The 21,684-nt window shown below is 64.6% G+C and carries 18 protein-coding genes; 7 read left to right on the plus strand and 11 right to left on the minus strand.

Annotated elements, in window-relative coordinates; genetic code table 11:
* The first annotated feature begins 148 nt into the window (after positions 1-148).
* Both P353_RS00760 and P353_RS00765 read left to right on the plus strand, forming a co-directional pair.
* Positions 149-1,105 carry a LysR family transcriptional regulator gene (locus P353_RS00760; RefSeq protein ID WP_034364275.1) on the plus strand — a complete coding sequence of 319 codons (957 nt, stop codon included), beginning with the start codon at positions 149-151 and terminating at the stop codon, positions 1,103-1,105.
* A 127-nt stretch (positions 1,106-1,232) separates the two neighbouring features.
* A complete protein-coding gene (locus P353_RS00765) occupies positions 1,233-1,454 on the plus strand; it encodes a hypothetical protein (RefSeq protein WP_003058848.1) in 222 nt (73 codons plus the stop codon).
* A 70-nt stretch (positions 1,455-1,524) separates the two neighbouring features.
* On the opposite strand, the gene P353_RS00770 is transcribed toward P353_RS00765, so the two are convergent.
* Positions 1,525-2,025 carry a CreA family protein gene (locus P353_RS00770; RefSeq protein ID WP_034357315.1) on the minus strand — a complete coding sequence of 167 codons (501 nt, stop codon included), beginning with the start codon at positions 2,023-2,025 and terminating at the stop codon, positions 1,525-1,527.
* Between the two features lie 274 nt (positions 2,026-2,299).
* On the opposite strand from P353_RS00770, the gene P353_RS00775 reads away from it, so the two are divergent.
* Entirely contained in the window at positions 2,300-3,499 is a 1,200-nt protein-coding gene (locus P353_RS00775) for an MFS transporter (RefSeq protein ID WP_034364277.1), read from the plus strand.
* Between the two features lie 12 nt (positions 3,500-3,511).
* Here P353_RS00775 and P353_RS00780 read toward each other — a convergent pair whose 3' ends face one another.
* The 4 genes from P353_RS00780 to cphA (P353_RS00795) form a co-directional block, all read right to left on the minus strand.
* Entirely contained in the window at positions 3,512-5,827 is a 2,316-nt protein-coding gene (locus P353_RS00780) for a TonB-dependent receptor (protein ID WP_034364278.1), read from the minus strand.
* A gap of 84 nt (positions 5,828-5,911) precedes the next feature.
* Positions 5,912-6,286, minus strand: a complete 375-nt coding sequence (locus P353_RS00785) for a DUF2946 family protein (RefSeq protein WP_034364280.1) — start codon at positions 6,284-6,286, stop codon at positions 5,912-5,914.
* 284 nt (positions 6,287-6,570) lie between these two features.
* A complete protein-coding gene (cphA, locus tag P353_RS00790; protein ID WP_034364282.1) occupies positions 6,571-9,141 on the minus strand; it encodes a cyanophycin synthetase in 2,571 nt (856 codons plus the stop codon).
* A 104-nt stretch (positions 9,142-9,245) separates the two neighbouring features.
* Positions 9,246-11,426: a cyanophycin synthetase gene (gene cphA / locus P353_RS00795; protein WP_034365367.1), complete on the minus strand. Its 2,181-nt coding sequence runs from the start codon at positions 11,424-11,426 to the stop codon at positions 9,246-9,248.
* A gap of 225 nt (positions 11,427-11,651) precedes the next feature.
* Between cphA (P353_RS00795) and P353_RS00800 the strand changes: the two genes are divergently transcribed.
* The 3 genes from P353_RS00800 (at position 11,652) to P353_RS00810 (ending at position 15,080) form a co-directional block, all read left to right on the plus strand.
* A complete protein-coding gene (locus P353_RS00800) occupies positions 11,652-13,949 on the plus strand; it encodes an ABC transporter ATP-binding protein (protein WP_034364284.1) in 2,298 nt (765 codons plus the stop codon).
* The gene (locus tag P353_RS00805; protein WP_034364286.1) at positions 13,946-14,437 is read left to right on the plus strand and encodes a DUF1854 domain-containing protein; all 492 of its coding nucleotides are present in this window, start codon (positions 13,946-13,948) and stop codon (positions 14,435-14,437) included. Before P353_RS00800 ends, P353_RS00805 begins: the two co-directional genes overlap by 4 nt.
* A gap of 205 nt (positions 14,438-14,642) precedes the next feature.
* Complete coding sequence (locus P353_RS00810) at positions 14,643-15,080, plus strand: hypothetical protein (RefSeq protein ID WP_003058834.1); 438 nt, start codon at positions 14,643-14,645, stop codon at positions 15,078-15,080.
* Positions 15,081-15,146: 66 nt separating this feature from the next.
* Here the strand turns inward: P353_RS00810 and P353_RS00815 are convergent, their stop codons facing one another.
* The 4 genes from P353_RS00815 to gspF all read right to left on the minus strand — a co-directional run bounded on the left by P353_RS00815 (position 15,147) and on the right by gspF (position 19,225).
* On the minus strand, positions 15,147-15,617 hold the full coding sequence (locus tag P353_RS00815) for an EF-hand domain-containing protein (RefSeq protein WP_052084624.1): 471 nt from the start codon (positions 15,615-15,617) through the stop codon (positions 15,147-15,149).
* A gap of 71 nt (positions 15,618-15,688) precedes the next feature.
* Positions 15,689-16,606 (minus strand): 5'-nucleotidase, encoded by a 918-nt coding sequence (locus tag P353_RS00820; protein ID WP_034364288.1) that lies wholly within the window; start codon positions 16,604-16,606, stop codon positions 15,689-15,691.
* A gap of 61 nt (positions 16,607-16,667) precedes the next feature.
* On the minus strand, positions 16,668-17,870 hold the full coding sequence (locus P353_RS00825; RefSeq protein WP_034364290.1) for an ammonium transporter: 1,203 nt from the start codon (positions 17,868-17,870) through the stop codon (positions 16,668-16,670).
* 131 nt (positions 17,871-18,001) lie between these two features.
* Positions 18,002-19,225: a type II secretion system inner membrane protein GspF gene (gene gspF / locus P353_RS00830; RefSeq protein WP_034364293.1), complete on the minus strand. Its 1,224-nt coding sequence runs from the start codon at positions 19,223-19,225 to the stop codon at positions 18,002-18,004.
* Between the two features lie 175 nt (positions 19,226-19,400).
* Here gspF and P353_RS00835 point away from each other — a divergent pair, with 175 nt between their 5' ends.
* On the plus strand, positions 19,401-20,150 hold the full coding sequence (locus P353_RS00835) for an SDR family NAD(P)-dependent oxidoreductase (RefSeq protein ID WP_034364295.1): 750 nt from the start codon (positions 19,401-19,403) through the stop codon (positions 20,148-20,150).
* Between the two features lie 82 nt (positions 20,151-20,232).
* Here P353_RS00835 and P353_RS00840 read toward each other — a convergent pair whose 3' ends face one another.
* Positions 20,233-20,889, minus strand: a complete 657-nt coding sequence (locus P353_RS00840) for a glutathione S-transferase family protein (RefSeq protein WP_034364297.1) — start codon at positions 20,887-20,889, stop codon at positions 20,233-20,235.
* 93 nt (positions 20,890-20,982) lie between these two features.
* Positions 20,983-21,672: a helix-turn-helix transcriptional regulator gene (locus P353_RS00845; protein WP_034364298.1), complete on the minus strand. Its 690-nt coding sequence runs from the start codon at positions 21,670-21,672 to the stop codon at positions 20,983-20,985.
* Between the last annotated feature and the right edge of the window lie 12 nt (positions 21,673-21,684).

Below are 21,684 nucleotides of genomic sequence, written 5' to 3' on the forward strand. Positions count from 1 at the left end.
GGTAGATTGAGCTTTCTGACTCCTGCGATTCGACTCAATCATTGACTGGATGAGCCGATGCTGGCGAAGCCGGGATGCCCGTTTTGAATGGTAGGCAGGGGCTCCTGGCGAGCCTGTTGTCATCGATACGAATACAAGAATCATCGTCATGCTGCACCTCACCTTGCGTCAGTTCGAGATCTTCTGCGCCGTGGCCCAAAGCGGGACCACGGTGGCTGCCGCAGAGGCCGTAGCGCTTTCGCAGTCGGCCACCAGTGCCGCGCTGCAGCAACTGGAGCAAGGCCTGGGCGTGCAGTTGTTCGAGCGCGTGGGCAAGCGTCTGGTGCTCAACGATGCAGGCCGTGCGCTGCTGCCCCAGGCCCTGAGCGTGCTGGAGCAGGCCAGAGGCATAGAGCAGACGTTTTCCGCGCGTGCGGCCAATATGCCGGTGCGCCTGCGCGTGGCGGCCAGTACCACCATCGGCACCTATGCGCTGCCCGAAGTGCTGGCGCGGCTGGCACGCTCGCATCCGCTGGTGCGCGTGGACCTGCAGATCGCCAATACCCAGGAAGTGGGCGAAGCCGTGCAGGCCATGGAGGTCGACATGGGCCTGATCGAGGGCAGCAGCCACTGGCAGGGGCTGGAGGTCGAGCCCTGGCTGCGCGATGAATTGGTCATCGTGGCATCGCCGCAGGATCCGCTGGCCGAGCTGGCGCGCAGCAAGCCGCTGGGCGTGGCAGCGCTGCGCAAGGCGGCATGGCTGCTGCGCGAGGCGGGCTCGGGCACGCGCGAGATGGTCGAGCATGCGCTGCTGCCGCATCTGCACCAGCTGCCTGCAACCGCCACGCTGGGCAGCTCCGAGGCGATTGCGCGCTGTGTCGAGCAGGGGCTGGGCATCAGCTGTCTGTCGCGCGTGCTGGTGCAGTCACAGTTGCAGGCCCGGGCGCTGGAAATTCTGCCCACCACCTTGCCGCGCATGTGGCGCAACTTCTCTCTGGTGCAGCGCGCCGGAAAGCGCCGCTCGCCCGCACTGCAGGCCTTTGTCGATGCCTGCAAGGCCAGCGAGCCGGCGCTGAGCGAGCTCTCGGATCCCTCCAATGTCAAACACGCTGTAGCGCCTGAATGACAGACGTCGGCAGCTATGGTTTTCTTAACAATGATTTGCTTGCGACACCGGTTTTTGCCCCTATATTGGGTAGACAAGTCGGGCGCGCGCTGCGCGACACCGGCTTTCACAAGCAGGGAGGAACACCATGAAAACCATCGATGAAATGCTGCACCTGGACCTGCTCACTCACGAACAGCATCTGCAGATCAGCCACTGGATCGACGATGCGCAGTCCCCCGAGGCCATTTTGCAGATGCCTGCCGGACTCTGGCAGGCCGTGGAGCGCGCCAGCCAGGCCATGGGCGTGAACGAGGATCTGCTGCGTCCGCCGGCGCTGGACGCGGGCGGCCTGACTTTCAGTCAGTAGGTTGCGGGGCCTGGCGCTCAGTAAAAACTGCCTCAAACGCAGGCTGCACAAGCACAGCCTGCTCTGATTTTCATTTCAGCGGGATAGCCGTTCCCTGCGGCACGGCCACGGCGGTGACGCTGTTCTGGGGCGAGCCCTCGATCACCCGGTCCGAGTAGGTCATATAGATCAGGGCATTGCGCTTGGCATCCACCATGCGCACCACACGCAGGCGCTTGAACAGCAGCGAGGTGCGCTCGGTGAACACTTCTTCCTGCTGCCTGAGCGGCGCGGGGAACTGGATATTGCCCGTGGCCTGGCAGGCAATCGACGCCTCCGAGCGATCCTCGGCCAGACCCAGGCCGCCCTTGATGCCGCCGGTCTTGGCACGCGAGACATAGCAGGTCACACCCGGCACCTTGGGGTCGTCATAGGCATCGACCACGATCTTGTGATCCGGGCCAATCCACTTGAAGACGGTGTCCACGGCTCCGATCTGTTCGGCATGGCTCATGCCGACAAAGGCCATGGTTCCTACGGTGGCGGCCGCAACGGCCAGAGCGGCAGAGAGCAATTTCATGGTGGTGCGCATACGGTGAGTTAAGGGTTAACCCTTGGCTTTTAACAGGGCATTGAGTCCCGGGCAAGGGATTGGCAGCCGGCCTTAGGACAATACCTGCTGCTGCAGAACTTTCTGTATTGCATCACGGTTTGCCCCGGCCTGCTGGCGGGCACCGGCCGCTGAGACGCCGCCACAGGCATGACACAACGCACGCCGGACTTCCGAACTCCCTCTTTGATCTGCGACGGCCCCTCGGGCGGTGGCTCCATGCAAGTGCCGCATCCGCCGGATGTGGCCGTTATCTATGTCGGTGAACGTTTCCGCGCCCGGTCTGAGCGCTTCCTCCCTGTTGTTGATGGCACTGGCCTGTGGCCTGTGCGCGGGCGGCAACTATTTCAATCAGCCGCTGCTGCACTCGATTGCCGGTCATTTCTCGGTCAGCGAGTCGGCGGCCGCGACGAGTGTGACGCTGGCCCAGGTGGCCTATGCGGCAGGCCTTTTGCTGCTGGCGCCGCTGGGCGACAAGCTGCAGCGCCGCGGCCTGGCCGTGAGCCTGATGCTGCTGGCTGCCCTGGGGCAGGCGCTGTGCGGCCTGGCGGGCCAGTTCGATCTGTTCCTGCTGGGCACGCTGATGGCCGGTCTGTTCTCGGTTGCAGCCCAGGTGCTGGTGCCCATGGCGGCGGCCCTGGCCCAGCCAGGGCAAAGCGGGCGGGCCGTGGGCTGGGTCATGAGCGGTCTGCTGCTGGGCATCTTGCTGGCGCGCAGCGTGGCCGGCATGGTCTCGGAGGCCTGGGGCTGGCAGGCCGTCTACCAGGGCGCTGCGCTGGTGATGGCCGTGGTGGCGCTGTGGCTGTGGAAGGCGCTGCCGGCATCGCGCAACCCCAGTCCTGTCAGTTATCCACAGGTGCTCAGAAGCATGTGGCATCTGCTGCGCAGCCAGCCGGGTCTGCGCCAGCGTACGCTGGTCAGCGCGCTGGCGTTCGCCTCGGTCAGCGTGCTGTTCTCGACCATGGCGCTGCAGTTGTCCAGCGGCCCCCTGGGCCTGGATGACGGGCAGATCGGCTTGATCGGTCTGGCCGGCGCGGCGGGAGCCCTGGTGGCCACTCAGGCGGGGCGGCTGGTGGACAAGGGCCTTGGCCGCGTGAGCTGCGCCATCGGGGCGCTGGCCCTGCTGCTGTCCTGGCCCCTGCTGTGGGTGGGCGGAGCGCATCTGGGCTGGTTCGTGCTGGGCATGGTGGTGATCGATCTGGGCCTGCAATGCCTGAACATCACCAACCAGGCCACGGTGGCCCAGTTGCTGCCCGCAGCGCGCGGGCGCATGAATGCCGTCTATATGACGGGCTATTTCACGGGCGCGGCGGCGGGCTCGGCGCTGGGGACTCTCGCCTGGCGCATTGACGGCTGGCAAGGTGCCTGCGTGCTGGGCCTGGCCCTGGCGCTGCTGGCGTGTCTGGGCACTTTCAGGATGCGCAAGACCCATGGCCTGGTGGCCAGACTGGCCTAGAGCCGCCGGCGTTCAGAGATCCCAGCGCAGGGTGGCGCTAAAAGTTCTCTGCGGATAGGGATGGAAGTTCCAGTACTTGGCATTGTTGGCGTTGTCTATGCCGAAGGCCGCTGACAACTGCTTGTCGATCTGATAGCGGGCCCGCAGATCGACGCTGAAATACTGGCTGGCACCCATATAGGTGTCGGCATGCACATCGCTGTTGTCCAGATTCGAGTACTGGCGCCCGCTGTAGCGCGCCGCCACGGTCAAGGCCCAGCGTTCATCGGGCTTGTAGGTGGCCCAGGCCGTGGCGCGCCAGCGCGGCACGCGCGGCTGCCATTTGCCGACGCTGGCCGGGTTGACGGCATTGGCCGTGATGCGCGAATTGGCCCAGGTCAGGCTGCCGCCCAGATCCAGCCCGCGAATCCACACCGACTGCGCCGAGTAAGCCAGCTCCAGCCCCGAGGTCCTGACCTGATCCACGTTCTGCACCGCAGAGATGGTGGTGCCGGCAATCAGCTGGCTGTAGAGCGCATCGCGTGTGCGCTCGTGGAACCAGGTGGCGCGCAGTAGGCCGTTACCCAGGTCTTGCTCGGCCGTCAGCTCGCCCGTCCAGGATTTTTCGGGTTTCAGATTCGGGTCATTGATGAAGGACAGCGCCCCGCCAGAGGTCGCGCCATACAGCTCGCCCACGGTGGGAAAGCGCACGGCCCGGCCCAGCGATGCCTTGAGCGTGGTGCTGCGGGCCAGTTGGTAGGCCAGCGCGGCCTTGGGCGAAAAATGCGATTCGCTGCGCTGGGCGTAACTCAGCTGGCTGCTGGCCGTGGCGGTATGGCCTTGGGTGGCCGTCCAGTCCTCCCAGCGCAGACCCAGCACGGCCTTCCAGTCCCTGGCCAGCTGCCAGCTGTCCTGTGCCCAGGCATAGCGGGTCTCGGCCCTGCCGCCGACCTGGCTGACGATGGACTGCTCGTTGGCTCCGCCGGACTGCCAGTCGCCAACCACGTTGTATTTGCTGATGTTGAGCTTGTAGGCATCGCGGCCCAGGCCGAAGTCCACGATATGTGTGCCCTGCAGGCCCAGTATGTCGTTCTGTCGCCATGTGCCCTTGGCGGCCAGCGTGTTCCAGCCCGTGCCGTCCTGATCCTGCAGCGTGCCCTTGCCGCCCAGGTTGGCGGCCGGCTGGGCAATGGTGGGCACGCGCTGCTGATCCTTGCCGTAGTCATAGAGGCTGGCGCTGAGCTCCCAGTCAAACTCGCCCTGGGCACGGCTTTTGAGCGAGACGCCATGCATGGTGTGGGTCTGCTGGTCCTGGCTCAGTCCGAAGGCGGTGTCGGCCAGCTTGTAGGTCTTGCCGTCGATATGGATGTTGCCGCTGTAGACCGGCTGGCCGTCCGGCCCGCGCAGATAGGTCTCGGAGCTTCCTCTGGCGCTGTTCTGCCACCAGCCCAGCGTGTAGCTGGCGCGCAGCGTGGGCGTGATGTCATAGGCCAGCTTGATCTTGGCGTGATCCTGCCGGGTGCGGTACTGCGTGCCCGCGCCCAGGATGTACCAGGGCTGATTGGTGGTGTTGACTCCGGCAATCGCCCCGGTCACGGGCGTGCCGCCGCCGCCCGCCACGCCGGCGGACTGCAGCACGGTGGGGAAGGTCATGGGCTGGCCCTGGCTGTCGCTGCGGCTGAGGTTGATCCAGTACGACCAGCCTGCGCTTTTGCTGCCGATGGAAGCGCTGGTATTCCAGCTGCGGTAATTGCCGCTGCTGCCCAGCACGTCGGCACTCTGGTGGGCATAGCCGGCGGCCACATGGGCTTCGAGCTTGTCGGGCATGCGCGTCACATAGTCCACCACGGCACCGGCGGAGTTGCCGGGGTAGGCAGCCGAGAACGGGCCGTACATGACATCGACGCGTTCGATCTCCTCGGGCGTCACCAGGCCCCAGCGCGGCGCATAGTTGCTGCCGTTGGCAATGCCATTGCCCAGATAGTTGGACAGCAGAATGCCGTCGGCATAGACGGCCGAGCGCGCGCTATTGCCCGTGCCCGAAGCCCGCGTGGAGAGTATGGCGTGGTTGTAGTCGCCGATATAGCGCTTGCGCACCAGCAGACTGGGCAGATATTTGAGCGCGTCCTCGCTGTCGGTGGCGTTGATGCGGGCCTCTATCTCCTCGCGCGTGATGCCTTCGATGGTGGTCGGAATCTGCGTGGGCAGCGAGCTGGGCTGGCCGCCGTTGACGGTGACCACGCCCAGGGTCTTGGAGCGCTCAGGCAGGTCGGCGGAGTCGGTTGAAGTCTGTGCCAGGCACGGCCATGCGATACCACTGACCACCAGTGGCAGAAAAATCTGTTTCATGAATGCTTACCTTGGGACGTAGTCGTCCCTATGAATCTGATAGCGGCCAGCGCAGATCGGAGCTGCGCTGGAGCCCGAAATGGTTCAGAGGTAAGCGGGAGGCGGCCCGCGTGCCGGCAGGGGCGCGGCGGTGAGGGAGGCGATGCGTGCGCGCTGCACGGGCTGCAGCGCATGCCACAGCGGAGACTCGGTAGGAGGCGGCAGTTGCAGCGCGGGCGGAGGCGGTGCTGCATGGGGCAGGCACATGGGGCAATCGAGGTGACCCGCACCCAGAACGCTGCCGCCGTCTTCGCCCTTGACGATCAGCTTGACCGCGCCGGTGCTGGTGCAGATCAGCTCAAACCCCTGCGACTGGATCAGCGGCGCGGCAGCCGCCACTCCCATGGACAGTGCCAGCCATGCCAGCACGCACCGGCCCAGCAGGCAGGTGGCAATGCGGCGAAGCTGTTGCAAGGTCATGAGTCGGGCGGTGCGAATATGCGTCCGCATCATACGTCGTCTGCTGTCTCAGACCATGCGTGAAAACCGCCGCACAAGCCCTGGCGCAGGTGCAAAGTGCTGTGACTTCAAATACAAAACCCGGCGCAAGGCCGGGTCCGAAAAACTGTCACGTCCTATGTGAGAGACAGCAAGCAAGCACCGCCGCGCAGCAAGGGCTGCCCCAGCGAGGGCTGCCCCAGCGAGGCTGTCGTCCCCCTCGTGAGGGGGAAGGCGCGTCAGCGCCTCAGGGGGCCGCTAAGGGGTTACTGCCCTGCAACGTGTTTGCGCAGGTGCTCCAGAGCTTCCTCCACCTGGTCCACCAGCACCAGGCACAGGTCGCCGGGCTGCAGGCGCTCCAGTGCGTGGTCGATGGCCAGGAACTCGCCATGGATCTCTGTGCTGTAGCTGGTGCGCGGCGCGCCTTCCAGGCCCTTTTTCAGCAGGGCCAGCACTTCGCCATCCACGCGGCCACGTTGGCAGGCGTCCTGATAGAGCACCACATCGTCGAACACCTTGCCCAGAATCTGGGTCTGCTCGGTGATGTCCTGGTCGCGGCGGTCGCCGGCGCCCGAGATCACCACGCTGCGGCGCTTGGCGGGCATGGCTTCCACGGCCTGGGACAGCGCGCGAATGGCGTCGGGGTTGTGGCCGTAGTCGGCAATGATGGTGGCGCCCTTGTAATCCATCACATTGAAGCGGGCAGGGGCGTTGTCGCTGTCGTTGAGAAAGCCCGCCAGACCGCGGCGGATGGTCTGCCAGGGCAGGCCTGCGGCCCATGCGGCGCCGATGGATGCCATGACGTTTTCCACCTGGAAGGTGATGGTGCCGTTGCGGGTCAGCGGAATGTCGCGCAGCGCGATGCTCTCGCGCCAGGAGCCTTCCGCAGCCACGATGGCGTCGCCATCGACATAGACCACGCGGCTGCCCTGGGCACGGTGTGTGGCCATGACGGGGTGATGGCGGTCGGCGGCAAAGAAGATGACCTTGCCGGGGCAGACATGGGCCATGGCCGCGACCAACGGATCGGCAGCATTGAGCACGGCATAGCCCGTGGGAGCCACGTTCTGCACGATGACGCGCTTGAGAACGCCGACATCTTCCTTGGTGGTGATGAAGTTCAGGCCCAGGTGGTCGCCTTCGCCCACATTGGTGACCACGGCGACCTGGCAGCGGTCAAAGCCCAGGCCTTCACGCAAGATGCCGCCGCGTGCGCATTCCAGCACGGCCGCATCGGTCTCGGGGTGGGCCAGGGCGTTGCGCGCACTCTTGGGGCCGGAGCAGTCGCCGCTGTCGATCTGGCGACCGTTGACATACACGCCATCGGTGTTGGTCATGGCGGTGCGCCAGCCATGCGAGGTGAACAGATGGGCGATCACGCGCGTGGTCGTGGTCTTGCCGTTGGTGCCGGTGACGGCGACCAGGGGGATGCGGCCGTCGTCGCCGGGTGCGAACAGCTCGTCCACCATGGGCACGCCCACATTGCGGGGACGGCCGAAGGAGGGCGCCAGGTGCATGCGCAGGCCGGGAGCGGCGTTGACTTCGACAATGCCGCCACTTTGCTCTTCCAGGGGCTTGAGCATGGTTTCGCAGACCACGTCCACACCGCAGATATGCAGACCGATGGTCTGTGCGGCCTCGATGGCGCGGGCGGCGATTTCGGGGTGCACATCATCGGTCACGTCGGTGGCGCTGCCGCCGGTGGACAGATTGGCGTTGTTGCGCAGCACCACGCGCTGACCCTGGGCGGGCACGCTGTCGGGGGTCAGGCCTTCGCTGGCAATGCGGGCGATGGCGATATCGTCCAGGCGCACCTTGGTCAATGCCGTGCCGTGGCCGGAGCCGCGGCGGGGGTCCTGGTTGACGATGTTCACCAGCTCGCGGATGGTGTGCTGGCCGTCGCCCAGCACCTGGGGCGGCTCGCGGCGGGCGGCTGCCACCAACTGGCCGCCGACGACCAGCATGCGGAAGTCATGGCCGGGCAAAAAGCGCTCGACGAGGATCTCGTCGCCAAATTCGCTGGCGGTCTTGAAGGCGGCTTCCAGACCTTCGCGGGTGGTGATGTTCACCACCACGCCCTTGCCCTGGTTGCCGTCCTGGGGTTTGACCACCACCGGCAGTCCCACTTCCTGGGCCACGGCCCAGGCGTCTTCCACGTCGGTGACGGGGCGGCCCATTGGCACGGGCACACCGGCTGCATGCAGCAGGCGCTTGGTCAGATCCTTGTCCTGCGCAATGGATTCGGCCACGGCGCTGGTGGAGTCCAGCTCGGCGGCCTGAAAACGGCGGGCGCGCGAGCCCCAGCCCAGCTGTACCAGCGAGCCGGTGGTCAGGCGACGGAAGGGAATGCCGCGCGCTACGGCGGCATCGACGATGGCGCCGGTCGAGGGGCCGATACGGTCGTCCTCGTCCAGCTCGCGCAGCTCGGCAATCGTTGCGTCGGCATCGAAGGCGGTGTCCTTCAGTGCGGCCTGAATCAGGGCTTCGGCGCGCTCCATGGCCAGCTTGCCCACGGATTCCTCGGTGTACTCGACCACCACCTGGAAAGTGCCGTGGTCCACGGTCTCATGGGTGCGGCTGAAGGTGACGGGGCAGCCTGCCTGGGCCTGCAGCGACAGGGCGGCAACTTCCAGCACATGGGCCAGCGACAGGCGCTGGTCTGCGCCATGCGGCTGCAGCGTGCCGATGGTGGGGAAACGCGCACGCAGCTTTTCCTCAAAGCCGGGCATGGCGGTGTACAGCAGCTCGCTGTCTTCGCAGTGCACGATGGCTTCGATGGCGGTGCTGCGGGTCCAGAGGTTGGGGCCGCGCAAGGCTCGGGTGCGAGTGATCTGCATAGTGTTTCTTTCAGCTGGATTTCAAGCTATTTCTTGGTCTGACGCCTATCTGATAAGCCTGGTAAGCGTCAGCAGCTATATCTTTTGAAGCGTTTATGAGGCGATCAGGCCTGGTATTCAAAGGTCTTGATGCCGGCACCGATCAGCTCGGGCGTGATGTCCAGGGCCCAGGCGGTGGCAATCGCAGCCAGCAGAGCGCTGGTGTCGGGGCGCTTGCTGCCGGCCAGGGACAGCGCCTCCAGCGTGCCCAGCACGCGTTCCTGGGTGCCGGTGGCCAGCACCACGTTGCTGCCCTTGATGAAGACGGCACGGCCGCCTTCGTGACGGGCTTCGGTGTTGGCGCGGTGGGCGGCGACAAATTCATTGTCGGCGCCAGTGGCGTAGAGAATGACTTCGCCGTCGCAGAGCTCGGCCAGATCAGCCACTTCGGGCAGGTCGGCGTTGAGCACGCCCGCACCTTCGTCCAGCACCACGTCGATCTGGGTGCGCATCACGCGGCGCATCTGGCCGGGCTCCAGCACATCGTGATCGGCCAGTTGCTCGTAGCCGTCCATGTCGGTGACCACGCCGACCAGGCAGCGGTCATAGGCCAGACCTTCTTCCAAAATGGAGCGGGCCGTGGTCTGGATGACGGCGGCTTCGGCCAGACGGTTGGTCAGCAGACGATGGGCGCCGGCCCAATTGGCAGTATTGGTCTTTTGTGTCTGGCGATTGGCGAGGAACATGCCTTCGCCGCTGGCCACGCCGGTCAGCTTGCCCGACAGCTGCAGCAGCCAGCCGACCAGGCGCGAGATGAAGGCGTTGTTGCGTGTGCCCACAATGCCGACCACGGGGATGCGACCGGCGCCGGCACCGTCTTCGCGGGGGAAGAGGTGGTCGGCAATGGCCATGCCCACGGGGCGCGGTGCGCCGCTGGTGGGCTTGAGGTGCATCAGCAGGCCGGGGCCGGCGTTGACTTCCAGAATCGCTCCCTGGCCCTGCATGGGCTTGGAGACATCCTTGAGGATCATGTCCATGCCGGCAATGTCCAGGCCGACGATCTTGGCGGCCAGCACGGCGTAGTAAGCCACGTCGGGGTGCACGTCGTCCAGGCAGTCGATGGCCATATTGCCGTTGCGCTGCAGCAGCACGCTCTGGCCCTGGGGAATCACGCTGTCAGGCGTCACATGCTGGCGATTGAGTTCCAGTTTGACGGCACCGGCTTCCAGATTGATCCAGTCCAGCGGGTATTCCTGCTCGGGACCGCGGCGCGGGTCCTGGTTGAGCACTTCCACCAGCTCGCGAAGCGTGGCATTGCCGTTGCCGTAGACGGAAACCGTCTCGCCCTTGGTCGCTGCCACCACCTTGCCGCCCACGACCAGCAGGCGGTGTTCCACGCCGTCGATGAATTTTTCGACGATCACGTCCGAGCCTTCGGGCTGCGCCAGTGCAAACGCGGCCTTGATGTCCGCTTCCTTGGACAGCTCCAGGGTCACGCCACGGGCATGGTTGCCGTCCGAGGGCTTGACGGTCACGGGAAAGCCGATGTCCTGCGCCACTTCCCAGGCCTCTTCGGGCGATTCCACGATCTGGCCTTCGGGCACGGGCACGCCGCAGGCGGCCAGCAGGCGCTTGGTGAAGTCCTTGTCCTGGGCAATGCCTTCGGCGATGGCGCTGGTCTGGTCGGACTCTGCCGTCCAGATGCGGCGCTGCGCCGCGCCATAACCGAGCTGCACCAGATTGCCGTCGTTCAGGCGGATATGGGGGATGCGGCGCTCGCTGGCGGCATCGACGATGCAGCCGGTCGAGGGGCCCAGGTAGCGGTCGTTGATGGCCGTCTTGATGGCATGCACGGCGGGCTTGAGGTCGAACGGCTCGTCATTGATGGCCGCCATCAGCAGCTTGTGCCCGTATTCCAGCGCCACGCGGGCCACTGCCTCTTCGGGGCAGCGGAACACCATGCGGTACACGCCGCGCCTGGAAATTTCGCGGGTCTGACCGAACTCGGCGGGCATGCCGGCCAGGTTCAGCAGCTCGATGATTACATGCTCCAACACATGACCCATCCAGGTGCCGCCTTCCAGGCGCTGGATGAAGCCACCGCGCTCGCCGACGCCGCAGGTGTGCTCGATCAGGTCGGGCAGCCAACTGGTCAGGCGCTCGTTGAGGCCGGGAATCTTGTTGGACGGATAGTCTTCCAGCTCTCCCAGATCCAGCCAGACCTCCAGTACCGGGCGGTAGGTCCAGACACTGGGGCCACGCAGGAAAGTTGTGCGCAAGAGTTGGATGTCGTTGAATTTCGCCATGTTGATCAGCGGATAGGAATGAGGAGAGCAGGTTTTCTTAAACTCCTGCCCCTGATAGGTTGGCATTGTGCGCCCAGAATCTGCATTGTGAAGCTTGTCAGCCTAAATGCAGGTTCGCGCGTTAACCAGGGTGTATCGGACGTCAGGCGCAGCCATATTCACCATGCCGATGCGGTTGCCCGCATGACTCTTGGAGCCGCCATCGGCGGAGAAAAATAACTCAACATGCAACATCACCATACTGTGGACGCCTCGGCAGTCTTTGCCGGCCCCCTGGGGGGCGAGCTGCGAGCCAGACTCGCTGAACATGAAAACGTATTAGCCGTCGTCCCGGTTGACCTGAGTGCGGATTTGCAGTTCGGCAGCGGCCTGCTGGCCCTGACCCAGGAGCGTCTGCTGGCCTGCGATCCCAAGACCCAGCAGTGGCGTGAATGGGCTCTGGCGGTAGATCAAAGCCTGCGCCTGCAGGATCATGGCGGTGTGGGAAATCTGGAACTGCATGACCCTCGCGAGCGTCTGGCGCACTGGCTCATCACCCTGAAGCACCAGACGGCCATGCTGCAGCTGATGCAGCAGTTCGACCGCCAGCGCGAGCGCATCGCCCGTCAGGAGGCCTACAGCGCGGTCAGCGAAGAGAATGTGGCGCATTGCCCGGTCTGCCACTCGGTGCTGCCGCCCGATACCGAAGAATGCCCGGCCTGCGCACGCCAGCAGGCGCCTCAGACCTCGACCTGGGTGCTGCTGCGCCTGTGGCGCTTTGCCAAACCCTATCAGGGCCAGCTGCTGCTGGGCTTCTTGCTGACCCTGGCCACCACGGCGGCCCAGTTGGTGGCACCTTATCTGACCATCCCGCTGATGGACAAGATCCTGATTCCGTTCCAGAACGGTGAAAAAATCGACCGGGATCTGGTTTTCTTCTATCTGGGCATGCTGCTGCTGTCGGCGCTGCTGGCCTGGGCATTGGGCTGGGGGCGTACTTTCGTGCTGGCCAAGGTGTCCGAGCGCATAGGCTCCAATCTGCGCACCACCACTTACAACCACTTACTGAACTTGTCGGTGGATTACTACGGCAGCAAGCGCACGGGGGATCTGATGGCGCGTATCGGTGCCGAAACCGATCGCATCAATCTGTTTCTGTCGCTCAACGCACTTGATTTTGCGACCGATGTGCTGATGATCGTGATGACATCGGCCATCCTGTTCTCCATCAACCCCTGGCTGGCACTGGTCACGCTGGTGCCGCTGCCCTTCATCGCCTGGATGATTCATACCGTGCGCGACCGCCTGCGCACCGGCTTCGAGAAGATCGACCGTGTCTGGTCCGAGGTGACCAATGTGCTGGCCGACACCATTCCCGGCATTCGCGTGGTCAAGGCCTTTGCCCAGGAAAAGCGTGAAGCCGACCGCTTTGCCGACGCCAACCTGATCAATCTGCAGGCCAACGACAAGGTCAACAAGACCTGGTCGCTGTTCACTCCCACGGTGACGCTGCTGACCGAGGTCGGCATTCTCGTGGTCTGGGGCTTCGGCATCTATCTGGTGGCCGGCGGCTCCATCACCGTCGGTGTGCTGACGGCCTTCATCGCCTATATCGGCCGCTTCTATACCCGCCTGGATTCGATGAGCCGCATTGTCTCGGTCACGCAGAAGGCTGCTGCCGGTGCCAAGCGTATCTTCGACATCCTCGACCATGTCAGCAATGTGCCCGAGCCCAGCAACCCCGTGAAGCTGCCCGGCAAGGCCAAGGGCGCCATCACCATGGAGGATGTGGGCTTTCGCTACGGCAGCCGCGCCGTCATCAAGCATCTGAACCTGGAGATCAAGCCCGGCGAGATGATCGGACTGGTCGGCCACAGCGGCTCGGGCAAGAGCACCCTGGTCAATCTGATCTGCCGCTTCTACGACGTCTCCGAGGGCTCCATCCAGCTCGACGGCGTGGACGTGCGCCGCATGTCCGTGTCCGACTACCGCAGCAATATCGGCCTGGTGCTGCAGGAGCCCTTCCTGTTCTTCGGCACGATTGCCGAGAACATTGCCTACGGCAAGCCCGACGCCACGCGCGAGGAAATCGTGGCCGCGGCGCGTGCCGCCCATGCCCACGAGTTCATCCTGCGCCTGCCCCACGGCTATGACTCCCTGGTCGGCGAGCGCGGCCAGGGCCTGTCCGGTGGCGAGCGCCAGCGCATCTCCATCGCGCGTGCGCTGCTGATCGATCCGCGCATCCTGATCCTCGACGAAGCCACCTCGGCCGTGGATACCGAAACCGAAAAGGAAATCCAGAAGGCACTGGACAATCTGGTGCAGGGGCGCACCACGATCGCCATTGCCCACCGTCTGTCCACCTTGCGCAAGGCCGACCGTCTGGTGGTCATGGATCGTGGCGAGATCGTCGAAGTGGGCCCGCACGACGAGTTGATGGACCTCAAGGGCCATTACTTCCGTCTGTACGACGCGCAGGCGCGCCGTGCCGAAGAGGATGCGCAAGCGGCCGGCCTCAAGCTGCAGACCAAGGAACCCCAATGATCGAAGCTCCCCAATCCAATCTGAGCGGCATGCAACTGGTGCGCAATGCCCACGGCCGTCTGGTGCTGACCCTGGGCAATGGCCTGGTCTACGAATCAGTCGTTCCCGTGCGCGCATTCCCCATCGCGGCTCCCACCGAAGGGCTGTCGCTGATTGCTGCCGATGGCAAGGAGGCGCTGTGGGTGGCCCGCATGGCCGACCTGCAGCCCGAGCATCGCCAGCTGATCGAGCAGGACCTGGCAGTGCGGGAGTTTGTGCCGACCATAGAGCGCATCCTCAACGTCTCCAGCTTTTCCACCCCCAGCACCTGGGAGCTGCAGACGGATCGCGGTACGACGCAGATGGTGCTCAAGGCCGAAGAGGACATCCGCAAGCTGGCCGGTCGCACCCGGCTGCAGATCACGGGCCAGGATGGCGTGCAATACCGGATTCCCGACAGCAGCAAGCTGGACCGGCACTCGCGCAAGCTGCTGGAGCGCTTTCTGTAAGCCGCGCAGTGCGACTATTTCAAGGGCCTCGCCTCATCGCGAGGCCCTTTTTTGTATCAAATTGCGCAGCGGCGCTTGATATATATAGACTAATAGCTATCAAAATAGGATTGAAAATAATCCTACAGTTTTCTCAAGCGTGGCCGATAACAGGGCGAGATAGCTGATTTTCCGCCTGCACCTTTTTACTGCCGAGGGCCAAGCCATGCAAATTCCACCTCTAGACCGGACACAGACGCCCTGGCGTACCCAGGGTGCGGATTTGTATTCCACAGGTGCCTCTGGCGCCGCGCCGGTGCGTCCCGTGAATGCGGTGAATGCCCCAGAGTCGGTTGACAAGATCGGCGAGGGCCGCACGGTGCGCGAACCCGAGAAGCCCTCGGCACCTGATACCGAGAACCGCGACTGGACGCTGGCCGAGGAGGTCAAGCAAAAGGAGGAGGTCGAGGAGCCGCCCAAGGAGCCCATCTCCAAGCAGCTGATCGAGTTCATCCAGTCCATGTGGCGCGCAAGTGCCCAGGCGGTGGAGCAGGCGCAGGAAACCAGCAAGTCGGAAGATCTGCTGCAGAACAAGCAGACGGCGCGCAATGAGCCGCTGACTTATTCCGAGCCCAGGGTCAAGCGCAGCGGCAACGCCAAGTAAGGCGGTTGCTTCTATTTTGAGAGCTTATTGCGCTTGATATTCAAGCGTTTCAGCTATCTTTATAGCTTATTTGCTTTCAGGCTCAGCGCTATCAGCTTCTGATTTGTGAGCGCCGTCCCTGGCTACGGGGGCCGTGGCGATGGCTTCGGCGGCCTTGGCCTTTTCACGCGCTGCACGGTATTTGACGGCAAAGGCGCGCACTTCCTCATAGGTGACGAAGCCGTCCTTGTTGGTGTCGGTTTCATCAAAGGCGGCGGCCAGCTTGGGGATGATGGCCACTTCCTTGCGGCTGAGCTTGCCATCCTGATTGAAGTCCAGCATCTTGAACTGCTGCTGGGCCTTGATCTCGCCCTTGGAGAGCTGGGTTCCCTGTCTTTCCCCCATCTTGTCGCCGGAGGTTTCCTCGGCGCGCACCGTGGGCAGCAGCAGCACGGCGCTGGTCAGCAGCACGCCCATGGCGGTCTTCATGACCGAGCTGCTGCGCGCGACGATGGGGTGGTTCTTGGCTTTTGACATAGCAGTCCAGATGAGGGCCATGACGGCATTCTCAACCTTGTGCCCGCCGCACTTTCAAAGTTTTGCATTCGCTTGCCGGACTTTGCCAAGCTTTACGTAGGCAGCGCCGCCTTGTCATGGGCAATGCCGCTGCGTACATGGCCCGAGGGAACATGCCCGGCCGCATTGCGCACATGGCCGGTCTGGTCGTCGAAGAAGAAGTCGGGCTCGAACTCGCGCAGAAACCCGCCCTTGGCCAGTCCGCCGAGGAACATGGCCTCATCGACATCGATCTTCCAGTCCATCAGCGTATTGAGCGCGCGTTCATGGGCCGGGGCGCTGCGCGCCGTGACCAGGGCCGTGCGCACGCGCATGCCGGCCACATCGGCCTGCTGCAGCCGGTGCAGGGCGGCCAGCAGGGGCTTGAACGGGCCTTCGGGCAGCGGCTGGGCGGCCTTCTCCAGCTCGTGCTGCTGGAAAGCCTCCAGGCCCTGGGCCTGGAAGATGCGCTCGGCCTCATCGGAAAACAGCACGGCATCGCCGTCGAAAGCGATGCGCACTTCGCGCGGATGGCTGCTGCTGGCGCGCATGGAGTCGGTGAACACATGGGCTGCCGGGTAGCCCAGCTGCAGAGCCTGGGTCACGTCCTCGGCATTCGCCGACAGAAACAGCTGGGCTCCCAGCGGGCGCAGATAGCCGAATGGGTCGCGCCCCTGGGTGAATACGCCGCGCTGTATGGACTGCAGGCCATGGGCCTGGGCCGAGCGGAAGACGCGCATGCCGCTGACGGGGTCGTTGCGCGAGAGCAGCACCACCTCCACATGCTGCTGTCCCTCGGTATTGAAGGCCAGCAGCTTCTTGACCAGCGAGAAGGCCACGCCCGGCGCGGCAGGCACGTTCAGCCGCTCGCGCTGCAGGCGCAGGTAGCTGGCCGGATCGCTGTCCTCGAAGAGGCGGTTTTCCTCCTCGAAATCGAAAAGGGCTCGCGAGGAGATGGCGACGACGAGCTTGTCGTTCAGGGTCATGGCCATGGCGGTACGGCTTGAAGCGGATGTGCAGACAAGCTCCGATGATACGCAGGCCGCCTGGCCCTCACCAGTTGGCTTCGCGCTCGGGCGTGGCACTGATGTGGTGGATGGATAGATCGGCGCCGTCGAACTCCTGCTCCTGGCTCAGGCGCAGTCCCAGGGTTTTCTTGAGCAGGCCGTAGACCAGCAGGCCACCGAGCGCTGCCCAGGCCACACCCATCAGCGTGCCTATGAGCTGGGCCAGAGGGTGCACGCCACCAAGCCCGCCCAGCGCCTGCGTGCCGAAGATGCCGGCCGCGATACCGCCCCAGGCGCCGCACAGACCGTGCAGCGGCCACACGCCCAGCACATCGTCGATCTTCCACTTGTTCTGGGTCAGCGTGAACATGAATACAAAGATGGCGCCGGCGGCCGCCCCCACGACCAGCGCCCCCAGGGGGTGCATCAGATCCGAGCCCGCGCAGACGGCAACCAGGCCGGCCAGCGGGCCGTTGTGCACAAAGCCCGGGTCGTTTTTGCCCACCGCCAGGGCGGCCAGCGTGCCGCCCACCATGGCCATCAGCGAGTTCACGGCGACCAGGCCGGAGATCTTGTCCAGGTTCTGAGCACTCATCACATTGAAGCCGAACCAGCCCACGATCAGAATCCAGGCACCCAGAGCCAGAAAGGGAATGCTGGAGGGCGGTGTGGCGGCAATCGCTCCGCCCTGGCGGTAGCGATTGCTGCGCGGGCCCAGCAGCAGCACGGCGCCCAGAGCGATCCAGCCGCCTACGGCGTGGACCACCACGCTGCCGGCAAAGTCGTGGAACTCGGCGCCGGTCAGTGCCTTGATCCAGGCCTGCACGCCGAAATGCTGGTTCCAGGCAATGCCCTCGAAGAAGGGGTAGATCAGGCCCACGATCACGGCCGTGGCGATCAACTGAGGCCAGAACTTGGCGCGTTCGGCAATGCCGCCCGAGATGATGGCGGGAATGGCGGCGGCGAAGGTCAGCAGAAAGAAGAACTTGACCAGGCCATAGCCGTTGAGTGCCGCCAGCTGCTCGGCGCCCACGAAAAAGTGCGTGCCGTAGGCCACGCCATAGCCGAGCGCGAAATAAACCACGGTGGAGACCGAGAAGTCGACCAGGATCTTGACCAGGGCATTGACCTGGTTCTTGCGGCGCACGGTGCCCAGCTCCAGAAAGGCGAAACCGGCGTGCATGGCCAGGACCATGACGGCGCCCATCAAAATGAACAGGGCATCCGCGCCCTGTTTTAGTGCTTGCATGAAAACGCTCCAGCTGAAATTTGCTATTTATTGGTGCGAAATTGCGGGAAAAACCCGCAATGCACTAAAAGAAAGCAAGAATTGCGCCAAGCTGGAGTGGGCGCTTCCGCACCGTTAGAGGCGCGGCTGGCCTATTTGACGAACTGGTTGAGCTGGATGATGGGCATGAGCACGGCCAGCACGATGAGCATGACCACCAGCCCCATGACGACGATGAGCAGGGGCTCCAAAATCGTGGCCAGGTGCATGGCACGGCGCTGGACTTCGGTGGACAGCTGGGTTGCGGCACGCTGCAGCATCAGCGGCAGCTGGCCCGTCTGCTCGCCCAGTCGGGCGAACATGGCGACCAGGCCCGGAAAGCGTTTCTTCTGTGCCAGGGCCGAGGCCAGTGGCGCGCCTTCGCGCACCAGCACCAGCGCATCCATGGCATCGGCGCGCAGGGCACGGTTGTTCAGCGTCTGCGCGGCGGCCTGCAAGGCCTTGAGAATGGGCACGCCCGCTGCGGCCAGCATGGCCAGGGTGCCGGCAAAGCGCGCCGCGTTATAGCTGCGCGAGAGCCGGCCTATGAGTGGCAGATGCAGCCACTGGGCATCGAAGCGCTCGCGAAACGCCTCGTTCCTGAGCGCCAGCCGAAAACCCGTAGCAACCAGCAGCAGCACGGCCAGCATGAACCAGCCATAGCTGCGCACAAAGCTGCTGATGCCGAGCATGACCACGGTGAGAAACGGCAGCGCACGCTTAGTGCCGGCAAACACGCCGGCCACCTGCGGCACCACATAGCTGACCAGAAAGATCACGATGACGATGGCCACCAGCGTCACGATGGCCGGATACAGCGAGGCGCCGATGAGCTTGGACTGCAGTGCCTGACGCGCCTCCAGGTCGTCGGCCAGGTTCTCCAGCACCGGGCCCAGGCTGCCGCTGGATTCGCCGGCGCCGATCACGGCGCAGAAGATGTCGGAAAACTCGCGTGGATGCTGCTCCAGCGCCCTGGCAAAGCTGGAGCCGGCATTGACCTCGGCCCTCAGCGCGGCGACCAGCTGATGCTGGCGTTCGTCCTCGGCTTCCTCGGCCAGCGCGGCCAGTGCGCGCTCTATGGGCAGGCCGGAGCTGACCAGCCCCGAGAGCTGGCGGGTCCAGACTGCCAGACTCGTGGAGTTGAAGGCCGGGCGCGTGAGCCATCCGGATGCACCTGTCCGGCCCCGGCCCTGGCCTGCGGCAACGGGTTCGACCTGCAGCGGCACCAGGGCCTGGCTGCGCAGCTGGCTGCGCGCGGCACGGGCGTTGTCGGCTTCCAGGGTGCCCTTGCGGGTCTGGCCCTGGGCATCCAGGGCTTCAAAGATAAAGGCGGGCATGCGCGAATCGATCTGACGGGTGACGGGTTAGAACGTGTTTACGTTCTTGGGATGGTAGCGACTAATGATGTCAGCACATCGGCATTGGAGAGCATGCAGCAGACTTGAGGCAGGTCATGACGGCCGCGGGCGAGGTCGGCACAATGGTCTGTCGATTCAAGAATGCGAGGTTTCGATGCTCAAGGACAAGGTTGCATTGGTGACGGGGGCAGCGTCCGGCATAGGCCGCTGTGTGGCGCTGACATGGGCCAGGGAAGGCGCGCGGGTGGTGCTGGCCGACCTCAACGAGGAGCAGGGCCAGGAGAGCGCAGCCCTGGTGCGCGAGCTCGGTGCCGAGGCACTGTATCTGCGCGCCGACGCCGGCAGCGCGGCGGATCATGAAGCGCTGGTGGCCTTGACCATGCGCCACTTCGGCCGTCTGGATGCGGCCTGCAACAACGCCGGCATCGGCGGTGTCAGTGCGCCCACGGCCGACTATCCACTGGATGCCTGGGAGCAGGTGCTGCGCGTCAATCTCTCTGGCGTGTTCTATGCCTGCAAATACCAGATCGCCGCCATGCTGCAGGGCGGCGGCGGCTCCATCATCAATATGGCGTCCATTCTCGGTGCCGTGGGCTTTGCCAACTCTGCGGCCTATACGGCCGCCAAGCATGGCGTGCTGGGCCTGACCAAGGCGGCGGCGCTCGAATATTCGGCCAGGGGCGTGCGCGTCAATGCCGTGGGGCCGGGCTTTATCCACACTCCCATGATCAGTGGTCTGGAGCAGGACCCGAGCACGCATGCGGCGCTGGTGGCGGCCCACCCCATGGGACGCCTGGGCCAGCCCGAGGAGATTGCCGAGCTGGTGGCCTGGCTGGCCAGTGACCGCGCGTCGTTTGTGACGGGCGCTTATTACCCGGTCGACGGCGGTTACTTGGCGCGCTGAGTGGTTTGCAGCGGTTTGCTGTAGGTTTGCTATAGGTTTTGATGGCCCTGCGCTTGACTGGCAGGCGCTGCGGGCCAAAACCTTAAACGACTGGCGCCATGGCGGCGGCTTGCATATCGCCGTCGATCTCGTCTGCGCGCACCGAGGCTGCACGCTGCAGCAGCGGCGTGGCATAGGCCTCGAATTCGGGCCGCCTGGGCAAGCTGCCGTCCATCATGCTCCAGCCGATATAGCTGGCCAGATACAGATCGGCGGCCGTGAAGTGATCGCCGCAGACATAGCGTTTGCCGGCCACCGCATGCAGCAACGTGTTCAGCACATCGTCAAAGCGGCCAAAGCCCGCGCTCATGGCCTGCTGATGAGTTTGCGATTGCAGCCAGCCTTCGTTGCGGGCGGTTGTGACGGCCTCCACCGGCCCGGCGACAAAGAACAGCCAGCGAAGGTAGCCGGCGCGCTCCGGGCTGCCCATCGCTGGGGCCAGTCGTTTCTCGGGGAAAAGCTCGGCCAGATAGGCGAGGATGGCTCCGGTTTCGGTGACCACGGCATCGCCATGCTGCAGCGCCGGGACCTTGCCCATGGGGTTGATGGACAGGTACTCGGGCGACTTCATCTCGGGTCCGAATTCCAGCTCAATGGTTTCATAGTCGGCACCGCATTCCTCCAGCATCCAGCGCACCATGCGGGCGCGTGATCTGGGGTTGCTGAAAAAGCGCAGCTTGGGCTGGTGAGGTGTGGACATTGCGGTTCTCCTTGGCGGGCTGTTGTGACATGGCAAAAACGCCATGCAGCCAATGTAGGAGCGGGGGCTGACAGTTTCTGTCAGCAGCACCGTTCAATCCAGCGTGTAGCCGGTCTCGTCCAGCCAGCGCTGTATCAGCGCCTGGCGCCTTTGTGGATAGCGTTCGCCCAGATCCTCCAGCGCATCCACGCGGTCGGCGCGAAAGTGACGAAAGGCCTGGCGCAACTCGCACCAGGCCGATACCACGCGGCTGCGCTCGAAGTAGGCCATGGCAAACGGCCAGACCCGGCGCTGGCTCGGCACGCCATGCTGGTCCCGGTAGTGCAGCACGACCTTGTGTTCGGCACGGATGGCGCGGCGCAGCGCGGCCTGCCAGGGCTCGGCCGGAGGGGCTGTCTGCATGTTGGGAACCAGCAGGCCGCTGGTGTCGACCGCGATGCGCAACTCCAGCGGCAGTGCCGAGCGTATGCGGTCCATGGCGGCGGTGGCGGCCTGGGCCAATTGCGGATCGGCCTGCAGGCTGGCCCAGCGCGCGCCCAGCAGCAGCGCCTCCAGCTCGTCGGCGTTGAACATCAGGGGCGGCAGCAAAAAGCCGGGCCGCATCTCGAAGCCGATGCCGGGGTCGCCCAGAATGTCGGCGCCCTGAGTGCGCAAGGTGGCAATGTCGCGGTACAGCGTGCGCAGGCTGACGCCCAGCGCCTGGGCCAGCTCCGGCCCGGTCTGCGGCAGACGGGCGCGGCGCAGCGTATCCAGCAATTGCAGCAGACGGGCGGAACGGCTCATGGGCGAAATCTG

Origin of the sequence: Comamonas testosteroni (genome assembly GCF_000761245.1) — a bacterium.
Taxonomy (GTDB): Bacteria; Pseudomonadota; Gammaproteobacteria; order Burkholderiales; family Burkholderiaceae_C; genus Comamonas; species Comamonas testosteroni_C.